This window comes from Fervidibacillus halotolerans (assembly GCF_026547205.1).
Classification (GTDB): domain Bacteria; phylum Bacillota; class Bacilli; order Bacillales; family Caldibacillaceae; genus Fervidibacillus; species Fervidibacillus halotolerans.
The window spans coordinates 566626-581717 of record NZ_CP106877.1 but is presented as its reverse complement, the minus strand read 5'-3'; the positions used below and the strand labels follow the sequence as shown (position 1 = coordinate 581717).

Here is a 15092-nt window from a genome sequence, read left to right as displayed (position 1 = left end):
CCCTTTTTGAGGAATGATCGTCTAAAATTTTAGTCTTTAATTTTCATCCCTTCGAAACCTTCCGAAGACACTTTCCGTATGGACGATATTCGTAAAGGAATGGGAATCGACTTGTTTAATAATTTGTTTCAATTCAAACAACTCATATTTACTGATTACGACAATTAACATTTCTCGTTTTTCATCGGAATACGCCCCTTGTGCAGGTAAAATAGTAATTCCCCTACCGAGACGATAAATAATCTCCTTTTTCATTTCCTCCGTTTGATTTGTGATGATCATTGCGGTTAATTTTTGGGATTGAGTGTGAATCATATCGACAACCCTAGACGATGCATAAAGGGCAACCATCGTATACAATGCCTTTTCCCAATCGAATAACATCCCAGCAGAAAGGATAATAATACTATTTAGTCCCATTTGATACTTTCCAATCGGTTGATCCTTCCATTTTGACAAAAACAACGTTATAATATCCATTCCTCCAGTGGAAGCCCCCCACCGCAACGTGAGTCCGACTCCGATCGCAGAAATGGTGCCACCGAAAACCGCATTTAAAATGATATCATCAGATACCGGGTGAATCGGAATCACTTGCAAAAAAAAGGAAGTGAATCCAACGCTCATAATGCTATAAAAGGTGAAGGAATGGCCGAGTTTGAGCCAACTTAATATAATAACTGGAATGTTTAATAAAAGTAAAAAAATCCCCATCGAAATATTGATATGAAAAAAGTTACGAAAAATAGTCATTAAAAGTTGTGATAACCCGGAAAAACCACTAGCATATACGTTTGCTGGAACTAAAAAAAAGTTGATACCTATTGCGTAAATAAAGGCACCGATGACAACGATTAAAACTTTTTTGATATTCGTAGATACTAATGCATGTCCTCCGACGAAACTCATATTGCTTAACATTGTTGTATTCCCTTCTCATCAAATGATTTCAAAAATTTCTTGAAAAAAGATTGTTCAAATGGTATAAAAACGGTAAACTGAAAAAAGAAGCTTGGAAAGTGGTGATTATATTTGAATAACGTAAAACTGATTGCCGATAGTGGCAGCGATCTTCCTTTAGATTTTTTCCATGAACATAGTATAACATTCATTCCTTTACGGGTACATCTAGATGGAGAAGAATATGAAGATTTAGTTACAATTGATCCAAAGGTGATTTATGATGGAATGCGAAAAGGAAAAGTCCCGAAAACATCTCAAGCATCTCCAGACCAATTGAAAAAGGAATTTACAAAACTAGCAGAAGATGAACAACCGGCGATCTATATTACCTTCTCCTCCCAATTATCGGGAACTTACCAATTGGCATGTATGATTCGCGATCAAGTTTTGGAAGAATATCCGGATTTTGATTTAACAATTATCGATTCGAAATGTGCTTCCCTCGGATATGGACTTGTCGTTATGAAAGTAGCGGAACTAATTGAAGCAGGATTACCAAAGGATGTCATCATAGAGGAAGCCCAGTGGTATAGTCGCCATATGGAGCATCTATTTACCGTAGACAACTTGGAATATTTATATCGCGGAGGGCGAGTATCCAAAGCGACTGCTTTCGTCGGTGGTCTGTTGAATATCAAACCTCTTTTAAACGTTGAAGATGGAAAATTAGTTCCGTTAGAAAAACATCGCGGTAGAAAAAAATTATTCAATCGGATTATTGAATTGATGAAAGAAAGGGGCGACGATTTACAAAATCAAACGATCGCCATCAGTCACGGTGATGATGAACAAAGCGCCCTCGAATTAAAGGAGCTAGTAGAAGAAAAGCTTGGATGTAAAAATTTTTATATTAATATGATTGGTTCTGCCATCGGGAGTCATTCCGGACCAGGTACCCTTGCCATTTTCTTTTTAAATCAAAAGAAGTAACTTCTGTATAAGGGGATCTTCTCATCGCTCTTTTTTAAAAAGATGAATACACGGAGGCATCGATATGGGAAAAGAATTTTCATTCGATATCGTTTCAAAAATTGATTTTTCTGAAGTAACGAATGCGGTTCAAATGACGATGAAAGAAATCCGTACCCGCTACGATTTTAAAGGAAGTAAAAGTGAAATCACGATCGATGGAGATGAACTCGTATTCATTTCCGATGACGAATATAAACTCGGCCAGTTAAAGGATGTTCTCCTTGGAAAACTTATTAAAAGAAAAGTCCCTATAAAAAATTTACAGTATGGGAAAATTGAAAAGGCCTCCGGTGGACTGGTGAGACAACGGGCTATATTCATTCAAGGAATTGATAAGGAGAACGCCAAAATCATCAACTCAATCATAAAAAAGAGCGGACGGAAAGTGAAAAGCCAAATTCAAGAAGATCAAATACGCGTGTTCGGAAAAAATAAGGACGATCTCCAAAAGGTAATCGCTCTCTTGAGAGAAACAACAGAATTGTCCTTAGATATCCAATTTATCAATTTCCGTTAAAGCAATATAATGGACAAATAATTTATGGAAAAAGGGGCTCGATTCGTCCCTAAGTTGATGAAAGAGATGCGGTCTATTCTTTATAGAACAGCACGAGCCGAACCCCTTAACGATGCGATTCGAAAAGGCTAGGCCGTATCCGCGGAATGCGCCGCTATCGAAATGGAATCAATCGAATTTCACTAATAAAGAAAAGGGCTGTACTTATGGACAGCCCCGTTTTTTATCCGTTCAATGATTCGTTTTTTCAATACAAAAGTCTGAGGAAGAACGAACGAGTAGATCGTGGGGAATAATGATTCGTTTGATCGGTTCCTTCGGATTTTCGATTCGAGCAATTAAATGTTTTACCGCCTCAACACCGAGGTCAAGAATATGGATATCAATGGATGTAAGGGGCGGTGTGGCAAGTTGTGCAAATAGTGCATTGTTAAAACTAACGATTGAAATATCCTTCGGCACTTCCAATCCCATTCCATGAATCGTTCGTAAAACACCTAATGACATTAAATCGTCAACAACAAGGAGTGCGGTCGGTGGCTTTTGTAATGTCATCAATTCCTTTACCGCTTCCTGACCACCTTCAAGTAAAAACTCTTCATGAATAATATAATCTTCACGGATCGGGATATTCGCTTCTTCTAACGCTTTTTTATAACCTTCTAATCGGTGCAGTGTAACCATCAAATTTTTATTTCCACCGATAAAACCGATTCGTTCATGTCCGAAATGTAGTAAATGGTTGGTACCATCCAACGCGGCGGTAATATTATCGTTGTCCACATGGGTAATTTGTTCCGCCTTTTCATTTGGTTTTCCGATTACGACGAAGGGAAAATTCTTTTCCAATAAAAAATCCGTTACCGGGTCGTCCACCTTAGAATAGAGTAAAATGATTCCATCAACCCGTTTTCCTTGTACCATTTTAACGACGTCGTCAAAAATTTCTTCATCCGTCTTTCCCGTTGTCATTTGTAATACGTAATGCTTTTCATGAAGTTCTTCACTGATTCCCCGTAACACTTCGGAAAAAAACGGGTTTTGAAAGGCTAAATCACCGGAATTAGGGAAAACAATCCCGATCGTTTGAGTCGATTGATTTGCAAGGCTCCTAGCAATCAAATTTGGATGATAACCAAGTTCAACCATTACTTCTCGAACACGCTTTTTCGTTTTTTCACTAATTCTCGGACTGTCTGCGATTACCCGAGAAACCGTGGATGGGGCCACCTTTGCCACCTTTGCCACATCCTTGATTGTCACTGCCATCATCGGTTCCTCCCTATTTAATCATTCTATTCAACGATCTCGGTCTTACATTTATATTCATGTTGAACTTCAATTGACTTTTCATACATGTTTAAAACTAACGGATCACCCTTTACCAAAGTAATCGACGTTTCATCCCGTTTCACATGAACGAATAAAAGGCGGTTGCGATAATTCACATGGAAACTATAATCGGTCCACTTTTTTGGGATAATCGGTGCAAAGGATAATTGACCGTTATACGTTCTCATACCGGCAAAACCTTGGACGATGGCAAGCCACCCCCCAGTCATCGAAGTAATATGAAGACCATCTTCTGTATCATTGTTATAATTGTCTAAATCAAGCCTTGCCGTTCGCTCGTATAATTCCACCGCCTTATCGCCTCTCCGAAGTTCCGCTGCTAAAATCGTATGGACACTCGGTGACAAACTGGATTCATGAACGGTCATCGGTTCATAAAATTCAAAATGGCGTCTTTTTTCCTCCATCGTAAAATGATCACCAAAAAAGTATATCCCTTGTAATACATCTGCCTGTTTGATAAAACATGAGCGTAAGATTTTATCCCACGACCATTTTTGATTAAGGGGTAGATCATCCGATGACAAATCTTGAACGGTTTTTAATTCTTTATCTAAAAATGTATCGTGTTGCACATAAATTTTCCGTTTTTCATCATACGGAAAATACATATGGTCGATAATATGTTGCCAATCTTTTGTTTCCTCATCGGTAATATTCAAACTTAAGCGCTTTTCTTTTGATACAAGTTTCAACGCTTCCAACGTATATTTCAACGTCCAAACCGCAATATAATTCGTATACCAGTTGTTATTGACATTATTTTCATATTCATTTGGTCCGGTAACACCATGAATCATATATACCTGTTTCTCTTTATGGAAATGAACCCGATCTGCCCAAAATCGGCTAATGCCAACAAGAACATCGATTCCCTTTTCAACTAAATAACTCTGATCTCCCGTGTAATTCGTATAATTGTAAATGGCATAAGCGATTGCACCATTTCGATGGATTTCTTCAAAGGTAATTTCCCATTCGTTATGGCATTCGACTCCATTGAAGGTTACCATTGGATACAGGGCACCTTTCAATCCGAGCTTTTTCGCATTATCATAAGCTTGAGGTAACTGTTCGTATCTGTACTCCAATAAATGTTTCGCAACGCTTGGATCCGCCGTCGCTAAATAAAAAGGGAAAACAAAGGCTTCCGTATCCCAATAGGTCGCTCCTCCATATTTTTCACCAGTAAATCCTTTAGGGCCGATATTGAGCCGTTTGTCCTCCCCGTAATAGGTGGAAAACAGTTGAAAAATATTAAATCGGATTCCTTGCTGATTGGCTGGATCACCACCGATCGTAACATCTGCCCTTTCCCACCGCTTTTCCCAAAGTCGTTCATGGCTTTCTTTCAATTCATCATAACGAAATTTTCCGATTTCGTCCAATATTTTTTTTCCAGCTGAGAGAACCTTTTCCTTTTCATAATCCCGGCTTGTTGTAACGATGATCCGCTTTTCTAATGTCGCCTTTTCTCCCTTTAAAACGGTTCCTAAAAAACTTTCAGACACTTCCAAATCGGTCACATGATCAGATTGTTTTTCTAAATTTGACGTTCGATTTTCCATCGTTACCGCCACGGAAAACTGTTCGATTCCAAAGGGATTCGGCTTCGTTTCCACTACTAACGAACGTTTTTCCGATTTTACCGGCATCCAAAACATTTCATCGTAGTTGGCATCTTCATTCCGAACATCCCCATCCAAAGCAGATACAATCTTTATATCCGCATCAGCATCTAGACTAGTAACGGAAATATTTACAGCACAAAGTTCTTTTACATCTAGACTTACAAACCGTTCCACTTGTATGCGATAACGTAAGCCGTGTTTTTCAATAGTAAAGTCTCGGTATAATACACCAGTCTTCATATTTAATTCTAAATGAAAATCATGCAGTTGATCTACAAATAAATCGACTTTTTCGCCATTTATATAAATATTTGTTTTTAAAAAATTAACCGTATTAATCACTTTTCCGAAATATTCAGGATACCCGTTTTTCCACCAGCCAACCCTCGTTTTATCTGGGAACCAAACGCCTGCAATATAAACTCCTTGATGGTGATCACCGGAATAATCCTCTTCAAAATTCCCCCGCATTCCCATATAGCCATTTCCGATACTTATGAGACTTTCTTGCAATCGTTTATGTTCTTTGCTAAGTTGTTTCGTTCTTATTTTCCATTCATCAATTTCAAATAGTCGTAAATAACCCATCGCAAATTCCTCCTGTTCAAAAGGGTGAGACGAAAATCGTGCATCTATTTCCAGTAAGTCATTCACTCACTTACTACGTTCTTATTACTTTTCGATAACCCTTTTATGTCTGAAAAGATAAAAAATACTAATCACTGCTAAAATTGCAAGGAAAATGAAAAGGAAAGATATTCCCGATACATGTTCCCGTTCATTTTCTTCCATCCGATAAATCGTACTGGTTTCCCCATCGAGTTTAAAAATATACGAACCATTTTGGTTATGGATCGTTTCACCATTCCCAGTCAATTCATTTAACACGACATCTTTTCCAATATCTTGTTCAGAAAGGGATAATTCCTGGGGTTGATCCGTGTTGTTTAAGGCGACAATTGTCGTTTCATGTTCGTATTCCCTCTTATATACGACCATTCCATTTGAGTTATAAAGAAATGTTATATCCCCGCGAGTAAATGATCGATTTTCATTTCTAATTTCACCTAATTTGCTAATATAGTCCGTTAAATCACTTTGTTTTTCAAAATCCATCAAACGTCGGTTATCCGGATCTCCTCCCCCGTCTAGGGCAATTTCCGTTCCATAATAAATGATCGGAATTCCTGGTGTCGTATACATAAAGGTAAGCGCTAATTTCCAACGAATTTCAGGTTTTTCATTTGCCTGTAATATTTCCCTCGTAAATCGGGGAGTATCGTGATTATCGATAAATTGTCCCATCAGTTCCGGATGTTCATACAGTTCTTCATTGTACTCTAAAAGGTCGATTACTCTCGATAAATTCCCAGGTTTAGAAAAGGCCGTTCGTATCCGATCATAAAGGGGGTAATCAACAAAACCGTCGATTCCCGCATCGAAGTATTCGTGAATATAGTTCGGATCATAATCTAGCACTTCTCCTAATAAATAGAAATCCTCTTTTACCGATTTTACTTCCTTCGAAAAATCTTTCCAAAAATCGATCGGCACATGTTTCACCGTATCGAGTCGATAGCCATCGATATCCGTTTCCGTAATCCACCATTTCGCCACGTCAATCAAATATTGCTTCACCTCTGGATTTTCTTGGGCCAAATCGGGAAGCCCAAATATCCATCCATTTTCTAACTGTTCCTGGTTCTTCCAATCGAAAATTTCCTTCTTTTCATGGAACCAGTTCTTTTTTTCCGGATCCGTTACCCAAGGATGATCTGGTGATGTATGATTGACGACGAAATCCAAAATTATTTTCATATCCCGTTTATGGGCTTCCTCCACCAATCTTTTCAAATCGTCAATGGTACCGAAATGTTCTTCCGTATTATAAAAATCCCGAATCCAATACCCATGATATCCTTTATCAGAGTTATCAAAAACCGGAGTCAACCAAAGGGCGGTGAAACCTAAATTCTTTAAATAATCCAACCGGTCGATAATGCCTTGAAAATCACCGCCATGATATGCCAACGGATCGGAAGGATCGACATGATAATCATTGGATTCATCACCGTTGTTAAAGCGGTCGATTAGGATAAAATAGATCGTTTCATCCCGCCACTGTCTTTCCAAAGAAGGAGCTGCCCACACGGTCGTATTCAAAAGGAATGAAAATAGGAAAATGACCGCAAAAAAGAATTTTTTCATCTCCAGTCCTCCTTCCGCATCTTAACCCTTTGTTCCACCTGCCGTAAGCCCTGTGATCAAATACCGTTGCAAATATAAAAATACGATGGCGATTGGTACAGCGATTAAAATGGAACCTGCAGCAAATCGGGTGAAATTGTTAGCGAATTGGTCATTAATAAAATTGAATAAACCGACAGCCAACGTATATTTTTCCGGATTCCGAATAATGATACTTGGCAAAAGGAAATCGGTAAATGGTGCCATAAAGTTAAACAGAGCGACAACGGATAAAATAGGTGTAGCAAGAGGTAGCATAATTTTAAAGAATACCCCTAAATGACCCGCACCGTCGATTCTTGCCGCTTCATCCAGTTCCCGAGGAATCGTATCAAAATATCCTTTAACAAGCCAAGCATTAAATGGAATTTGTCCACCGACATAAACGAGGATTAATCCCGTTAATGTGTTAAGTAAATTTAAAGAATTCAATAAAATGTATAATGCAACCATCGACATTAAAGATGGGAACATTTGTAAAAGTAGGAAAGAATACAGTCCCCATTTTCGACCTATGAAATTATATCGAGAAAAGGCATAAGCAATCAATGCTGTTAAAATAACAGAAAAAAAGGAATTGGCAAACGCCACGATCAAACTATTTTTATACCAAAGCAAATAATCACTATCTGGACTTGTAAATAACCATTTATAATGTTCCAGCGACCAATTTTCAGGAATCATGGAAGATGAATACAAACTTGTCCCCGGATTAAGTGATAAACCGATCGTCCAAAGTAGTGGATAAAAGATTACGACTGCCATAAAAGTGAGAAATAGATAAATTAGGGTCACTTCGATCCGTGATTTCGTTTTTCTAGACATTAGATATTCCCCTCCTCTTTAAAGGATCGCGTCCGTCTGAATTGGAAAAAGGCAAACCCGATCACAATGAGACCGATAATAATCGAAATAGCCGCTGCCATATTGTAGTTATTCGTTTCAAAAGTTAATTTATAAACCCAAGAAATTAAAATATCCGTTCCTCCAGCATTTTGCCCACGAACGGCTGGACCCCCTTGATTAAACAAATAGATGATATTGAAATTATTGAAGTTTCCAGTATATTGCATAATTAAAAGGGGTGCAGTTGCATATAAAATATGCGGTAACGTAATATATTGAAATTTTTGCCAACGATTTCCCCCATCCACTTCAGCGGCTTCATACCAGTCTTTTGAAATACTTTGTAAAACGCCAGTAAACAACGCAAAGACAAAGGGAAAACCTAACCACGTTTGAATCATAATTAATGCAATTTTAGTGTAAAAAGGATCCGTTAACCACGGGAAGGACAATCCAAATATGGAGAGGATATCCTTATTAATTGCGCCAAATTGATCATTAAACATCGCTGAAAATATTAAGATCGTTACAAAAGCAGGAACCGCCCAAGGTAAAATTAAAATCGTCCGAATAATTCTTTTTCCTTTAATACGGGGATCATTTACAAGTAGGGCAAGGAATAAGCCTAATGCAATTTGTAACGTTGTTGCTACGAGCGTCCATATTAATGTCCAAGCCAAAACACTAAACAGCGTATCCGACCAAATATCGATCTTGACTAAGTTAACAAAGTTTTCAAAGCCGACCCAATCCAACAGTTTCCTCGGTGGGGAATTGTATTGGTTGTAGTTTGTAAAGGCTAGGGCAATCATAAACATAATTGGAAGAAAGGTGACGAACATAAGCATGACGACACCGGGGGTGATGAATATATATGGAAAGCCCGTATCCCAAGCATGGCGTAGAGCTTCACTCCAGGACGGCCGTTTTTTCCCATTCCGTATTTCCGTCGCTTCTTTATACGCATCACGTACGTTAATAATATAAACCGTCAATCCAAAAGCGAGTAATAAAACAGAAATTAGTCCTTGAATAAGTAGAAAAATCGAATGATCGACCATTGGAATCTCGCCTAAAGTAACAAGTCCCCAAAATCCGATATTCATATAATCAGCAAAGGCAATTAAATAGGCAGTTTCGACGATGATTAGCACAGCTGCTTTTCCGTAACGTCGATTGTACAACTGTCCAAGCCCGGCATACAAAATGGATAAAATCATCGCAAGTTTTGGGTTATGTCTACTTTTGTCTCGAGTTTCATTTTTTACCTTCGACATATAAATCCCTCCCATTAAGGAATACGGTGGATAGGAAACGTTCCTATCCACCCATTCCGCTTACTGTCCGCCACCGCTGGCGATAATATTAGCCTTAATTTGATCTACTGCTTCATCTAATACTCCTGTATCTTCACCTTTTGACAAAAGTTCTAATGCTTTATTCGCAGGTTCCCAAACTTGTTGCATTTCTGGAACGCTCGGCATCGGTTCACCATATTGAACTTGTTCTGCAAAGGCACCAACAATCGGATCGTCCGTTACTAACGGGTCAGTAAGAGCAGCTTCGTTAGCAGGCATTTCTCCAGCTATTTCAAAGTACGTTAAGGAATTCTCTTTATTTGTAATAAACTTCATAAAGTCAACGGCCCATTCTTTATTTTCCGAATAAGCGGATAGCATCCAAGATTTTACACCAACGAAGGATTTTCCAACGTTACCATCAATTTCAGGTAAAATCGAAATGCCTAATTTATCTCCTAAAGCATCTTGATATTCACGAGCCATCCAAGGTCCGTTAATGACAACACTAACCTTTCCATCTTTAAACAATCCGTTCATAATATCAGGAGTTATACCGACCGGAATTTGACCTTTATCAAACCAATTTCGAATAATTTCTCCGGCTTTTTTCGCTCCTTCATTGGCTAAACCGATATCGTTTGTATCGTAAGAGCCGTCATCTCCCCGTTTAAAGATATAGGCACCGTTTGAAGCGAAAAAGGGCCATATAAAATACAAGTTTGCAGCTTCCATTAAAAATCCATATTCTTCGTTGGAAGCATTCGTTTGCTCATCAGCGATTTTTTGTAATTCTTCAAAGGTTTTCGGTGCTTCGCTTACCCGATCTTTGTTATAAAACATTCCGTATGTTTCCACAACAAGGGGGGCACCGTACGTTTCTCCATCATAAGTGACAGCTGAAATAGCCGTTTCTGAATAGTCTTCTTTCTCATCCCCTAAATCGATCGGATCAGCTAAACCTTGTAAAACGATATCTCCGATTCGGTCATGGGGTTGGAAAAACACATCTGGACCTTTACCTGCTGGACCATCCAACGACAGGTTTTGTATTTGATCTAGCATACTCACTTCAACCATTTCAATTTCAATTCCAGTTTCTTCTGTGTACTTATTAAAAATTTGTTCCAATGCTTCCTTCTGCTTTTCTTCATCGTTTACCCAAACGACGAGCTTGTCCGGTTTTTCTACTTCTTCTCCAGAGTTATTCGTGTTTTGGTCATCTCCCGTTTTCGATTCCGAATCACGGTCTGGACCACAACCAGAAAGAATTCCTACCATTAAAAGAAAGACGAGAAATACGGATAGAGCTTTTTTCATTTTCCCCTACTCCTTTTTATTAAAATTTGTACAAACGTTTGCATTAGATGTTAAAAAAATAATTAAAGTTAAAATTTCAAGCCTCTAATGAAAACGATTGCACTTTTCGAATTTAATTATAAAACGCTCAAAATAAAAAATCAAGCATAAATTTTTACAAAAAAAGTAATGAAAACGATTGACTTTGACACCGTTTTCATATATAATTATTATGCAATCGTTTGCACAATCGAAGGAGGGATTCCATGCTTAAAGAAGCAATATTTCACCGTCCAAAAAACGAGTTCGTCTATGCTTACGATGAAAAAACATTACATATTCGGATCCGATCTAAAAAGGGAGAGATGGAAAAAGTATCCCTAATTTATGGAGATCCGTATGAATGGAATAATGGAAAATGGATAACGAAGAAAATACCGATGGTTAAATCAGGACAAGATACTCTTTTCGATTATTGGTTTGCATCGGTTCAACCGGAATTTCGGCGTATGCGGTACGGTTTCGAATTATTTGAAGGGGAAGAAACGATCGTTTATACGGAAAAAGGGTTTTTCCGAGAAGCACCGTTAGATGATACCGCTTATTATTTTTGTTTCCCCTTTATTAATCCGGTCGACGTTTTTAAAGCGCCCGATTGGGTGAAAAATACAATATGGTATCAAATATTTCCAGAACGGTTTGCTAATGGGGACCCGAATAATGATCCAAAAGATACTCTCCCATGGGGTAGCACGGATCCGACACCGACGAATTTTTTCGGTGGAGATTTCGAAGGGATTATGCAGCATTTAGATTATTTGGAAGAGCTTGGAATCAACGGCATTTATTTTACACCGATTTTCAAAGCGTATTCAAACCATAAATACGATACGATCGATTATTTCGAAATCGATCCCCAATTTGGTGATAAAAAAACCTTTAAAAAACTCGTGGAAGAATGTCACAAACGAGGAATAAAGATTATGCTCGATGCTGTCTTTAACCACAGCGGTTATTACTTCCCTCCTTTTCAAGATGTTTTAAAAAATGGAGAGAAATCGAAGTATAAAGATTGGTTTCATATTCGCGAGTTCCCTTTAAAAATGGAGCCAATTCCAAATTACGACACGTTCGCCTTTACGAGTCAGATGCCAAAGTTAAATACGGAAAATCCAGAAGTAAAAAAATATTTATTAGATGTAGGAAAGTATTGGGTTAAAGAATTTGATATTGACGGATGGAGATTAGATGTTGCCAATGAAGTGGATCATGCCTTTTGGCGAGAATTTCGAAAAGAAGTAAAGGCAATTAAAGAAGATGTATATATTCTTGGAGAAATTTGGCACGATTCCATGCCTTGGTTACAGGGGGATGAGTTCGATGCGGTAATGAATTATCCCTTTACATACGGTACGTTGAATTTCTTTGCGAAGGATGAGATGAAAGCGAAGGAATTTTCCGAAACAATTCAGCATGTCATCCATTCGTATCCACAAAATGTCAATGAAGTTTCCTTTAATTTACTCGGGAGTCACGATACACCGCGAATTCAAAATGTCGCCAAGTTCCACCAACCGAAAATCAAGCAAATGTTAGCATTTCAAATGAGTTTTATCGGTACCCCATGTATATATTACGGTGATGAAATAGGGATGACTGGAAAACAGGATCCGGGATGTAGAAAGTGTATGATATGGGATCGGGATAAGCAAAATGTAGAATTATTTCAGCATGTAAAAAAATTAATTCATCTTCGCAAAACATATCCAATTATGGCCAATGATGGAACGTTGAAATTTGTTGAAGCAAATGATGAAACGAACCATTTGATTTATATGAAAGAAAATAAATCCGAATTGCTCCTATGTGTAATGAACCATTCGGATAAGCCTTTAGAAATCCAAATCCCGATTGATCTTTCACCTTACTCCGCATATATCGATCTATGGACGGAGGAAAGAAAAGTTCCCGGCCATAACATGAAAGTTCAAACGGATGCTTACGGTTTTCGGTTTTTATTATTTCAGAAATAAAGAATCCATATCAATTTCATAAATTTTCAATTTTGTTCACATCTATTCCCCCTTTTATATAGAAAGAGCGAAACCAAAATACAATCCAATCTTTTGTATTTTGGTTTCTTCCATTTTACCGATTCTTATTCACATTCGAGGTGTTGACGATGATGACAATTAAACGTCGATTAACGTTTTTATTAATATTTATGGTCATAGGCATGGTGATGATCGGTGGCTTATCTATTTTTATCCAAAATCATCAATTAAAGAAAAATGAATCCTTTATTGAATTATTGGAATTTCAACGGGATTTGGAAAGCCTCCAACTTCAGCTAACCGGGATATCAAAGGAGGAGCGAGCATTATTACTAACGGGAAATGAGAATTACACGAAGGAAATTGAGCGAAAGACCGAAGACGTGCAACGGATCGTTTCCTCTTTGCAAAGTCGAGCAAAAACAGAACAGTTATATGAATTCCTTCAACAATTCGATACATATTTCCAACAATATTTACAGTTGCATGAAGAATCGATGGCACTTTACGATGAAGGCGATGAAAAGCGGGCGAAAGCAAAACATTTATATGATCAACGAACGATTTACGAAACGAAAATCGAGCCGGTCATCGATTCGATGGTCAAAGTTGTTCAACAGGAAGTGGAGAACGAAAGAAACAACTTAGTCTCCTTACAAAATCGGATGGAACTAATCCAAATCCTTACAGCGATTATTATTATTACTTTAGCAATTAGTTTTACCATCTTTTTAATGCGTTCAATTTTAATCCCCATGCGACAGATGATTCGTCAGTTTAAAGAAATTGCTGCGGGAAAAGGAGACTTAACGAAGGAAATTCAAATTAAAAATCGGAATAGCGAACTAGGTGAATTAGTATTTTGGTTCAACAAATTTCTACGAAGTTTACAAAGTATCGTACATACGGTGAAACGGAATGCCAATGACTTAAAAGCAGCATCGGATAAACTTTCAAAGGATATCGAAGAATTCACCACTTTTACCGAATCGATCAATCAGTCAATCGTGGAAATGGCTGACCGGGCCCAACAACAAAGATTGCTTTCTGAAGAAAGTGCTTCAGCCGTTCAAGAGGCATCAAAGGAAATGGCTACCATTGCACAACGAACGACAGATACATTAAATCAAACGAATCTTGTCACTGAAAAAACGAATGCAGGAAATACCCAAATGTTGAAAACGGTAGAAGAAATGAACAACATTCATGAACAAATTGAAAAATCTGCCGAACGAGTCCAATCCTTAAGTGAAAAATCGAAGGAAATCGGAAAAATGACACAAATGATTCATGAAATTTCGGAACAGACGAATTTACTCTCTTTAAATGCTGCAATCGAAGCAGCTAGAGCAGGTGACTCAGGAAAAGGATTTGCTGTCGTTGCACAGGAGATTCGTAAACTTGCTGAGCAAACGGCAAACTTCACAAAACAAATTGATGAAACGGTCCTTATTATTCAAAAGGACACATTCCATGCAGCGGAAGAGATGGTAAAAACGAACGAAACCGTCAAAAATGGGGTTCGAAACGTTCGGTCTTTAGAAAAACTATTTACCGATTTAAAACAATCGATGGGTGAGATCAATACGTATATCGGTGAAATTACTTCGTCCTCCCAACAAATATCTGCCGTAACCGAACAGGTCTCTGTTTCAGCTAACGAAACGGCATCCATTGCAAACAAAACGAACGATTATGCACAAAATATATCCATTGCATCGGAAAAACAATGGAACTTGCTAAAGGAAATTGATAATGTGTTAAAAGGACTGGAAGATTACTCAAACAATTTAAATCAATTAATTGGCACGTTTAAAGTATAGCAATCGATAGAAAAATAGGCTTTCTAGTAGATTAGTTTCACTTGAAAGGAAACAATCACCATTGATTATTCAATTTTAATAAATTAGGG

Annotated in this window: 11 protein-coding genes; 4 read left to right on the top strand and 7 right to left on the bottom strand. The window is 37.9% G+C overall.

Annotation, left to right across the window (positions count from 1 at the left end):
• Positions 1-36: 36 nt before the first annotated feature.
• Positions 37-921, bottom strand: a complete 885-nt coding sequence (locus OE105_RS02695) for a YitT family protein (RefSeq protein WP_275421193.1) — start codon at positions 919-921, stop codon at positions 37-39.
• Positions 922-1032: 111 nt separating this feature from the next.
• Here OE105_RS02695 and OE105_RS02690 point away from each other — a divergent pair, with 111 nt between their 5' ends.
• Both OE105_RS02690 and OE105_RS02685 read left to right on the top strand, forming a co-directional pair.
• Positions 1033-1893: a DegV family protein gene (locus tag OE105_RS02690; RefSeq protein ID WP_275421192.1), complete on the top strand. Its 861-nt coding sequence runs from the start codon at positions 1033-1035 to the stop codon at positions 1891-1893.
• A gap of 64 nt (positions 1894-1957) precedes the next feature.
• On the top strand, positions 1958-2452 hold the full coding sequence (locus tag OE105_RS02685) for a YajQ family cyclic di-GMP-binding protein (protein WP_275421191.1): 495 nt from the start codon (positions 1958-1960) through the stop codon (positions 2450-2452).
• A 231-nt stretch (positions 2453-2683) separates the two neighbouring features.
• Here OE105_RS02685 and OE105_RS02680 read toward each other — a convergent pair whose 3' ends face one another.
• From OE105_RS02680 to OE105_RS02655, 6 genes are all read right to left on the bottom strand, one after another.
• Positions 2684-3721, bottom strand: a complete 1038-nt coding sequence (locus tag OE105_RS02680; RefSeq protein ID WP_275421190.1) for a LacI family DNA-binding transcriptional regulator — start codon at positions 3719-3721, stop codon at positions 2684-2686.
• 26 nt (positions 3722-3747) lie between these two features.
• Positions 3748-6024 carry a glycoside hydrolase family 65 protein gene (locus OE105_RS02675; protein ID WP_275421189.1) on the bottom strand — a complete coding sequence of 759 codons (2277 nt, stop codon included), beginning with the start codon at positions 6022-6024 and terminating at the stop codon, positions 3748-3750.
• 84 nt (positions 6025-6108) lie between these two features.
• Positions 6109-7644, bottom strand: a complete 1536-nt coding sequence (locus OE105_RS02670; RefSeq protein WP_275421188.1) for an alpha-amylase family glycosyl hydrolase — start codon at positions 7642-7644, stop codon at positions 6109-6111.
• Between the two features lie 21 nt (positions 7645-7665).
• On the bottom strand, positions 7666-8508 hold the full coding sequence (locus OE105_RS02665) for a sugar ABC transporter permease (RefSeq protein ID WP_275421187.1): 843 nt from the start codon (positions 8506-8508) through the stop codon (positions 7666-7668).
• On the bottom strand, positions 8508-9806 hold the full coding sequence (locus tag OE105_RS02660; RefSeq protein WP_275421186.1) for a sugar ABC transporter permease: 1299 nt from the start codon (positions 9804-9806) through the stop codon (positions 8508-8510). The genes OE105_RS02665 and OE105_RS02660 overlap by 1 nt, the downstream gene beginning before the upstream one ends.
• Positions 9807-9866: 60 nt before the next feature.
• Complete coding sequence (locus OE105_RS02655; protein ID WP_275421185.1) at positions 9867-11147, bottom strand: sugar ABC transporter substrate-binding protein; 1281 nt, start codon at positions 11145-11147, stop codon at positions 9867-9869.
• A 245-nt stretch (positions 11148-11392) separates the two neighbouring features.
• Here OE105_RS02655 and OE105_RS02650 point away from each other — a divergent pair, with 245 nt between their 5' ends.
• Entirely contained in the window at positions 11393-13159 is a 1767-nt protein-coding gene (locus tag OE105_RS02650; RefSeq protein ID WP_275421184.1) for an alpha-glycosidase, read from the top strand.
• 149 nt (positions 13160-13308) lie between these two features.
• The gene (locus OE105_RS02645; protein WP_275421183.1) at positions 13309-15003 is read left to right on the top strand and encodes a methyl-accepting chemotaxis protein; all 1695 of its coding nucleotides are present in this window, start codon (positions 13309-13311) and stop codon (positions 15001-15003) included.
• The last annotated feature ends 89 nt before the right edge of the window (positions 15004-15092 follow it).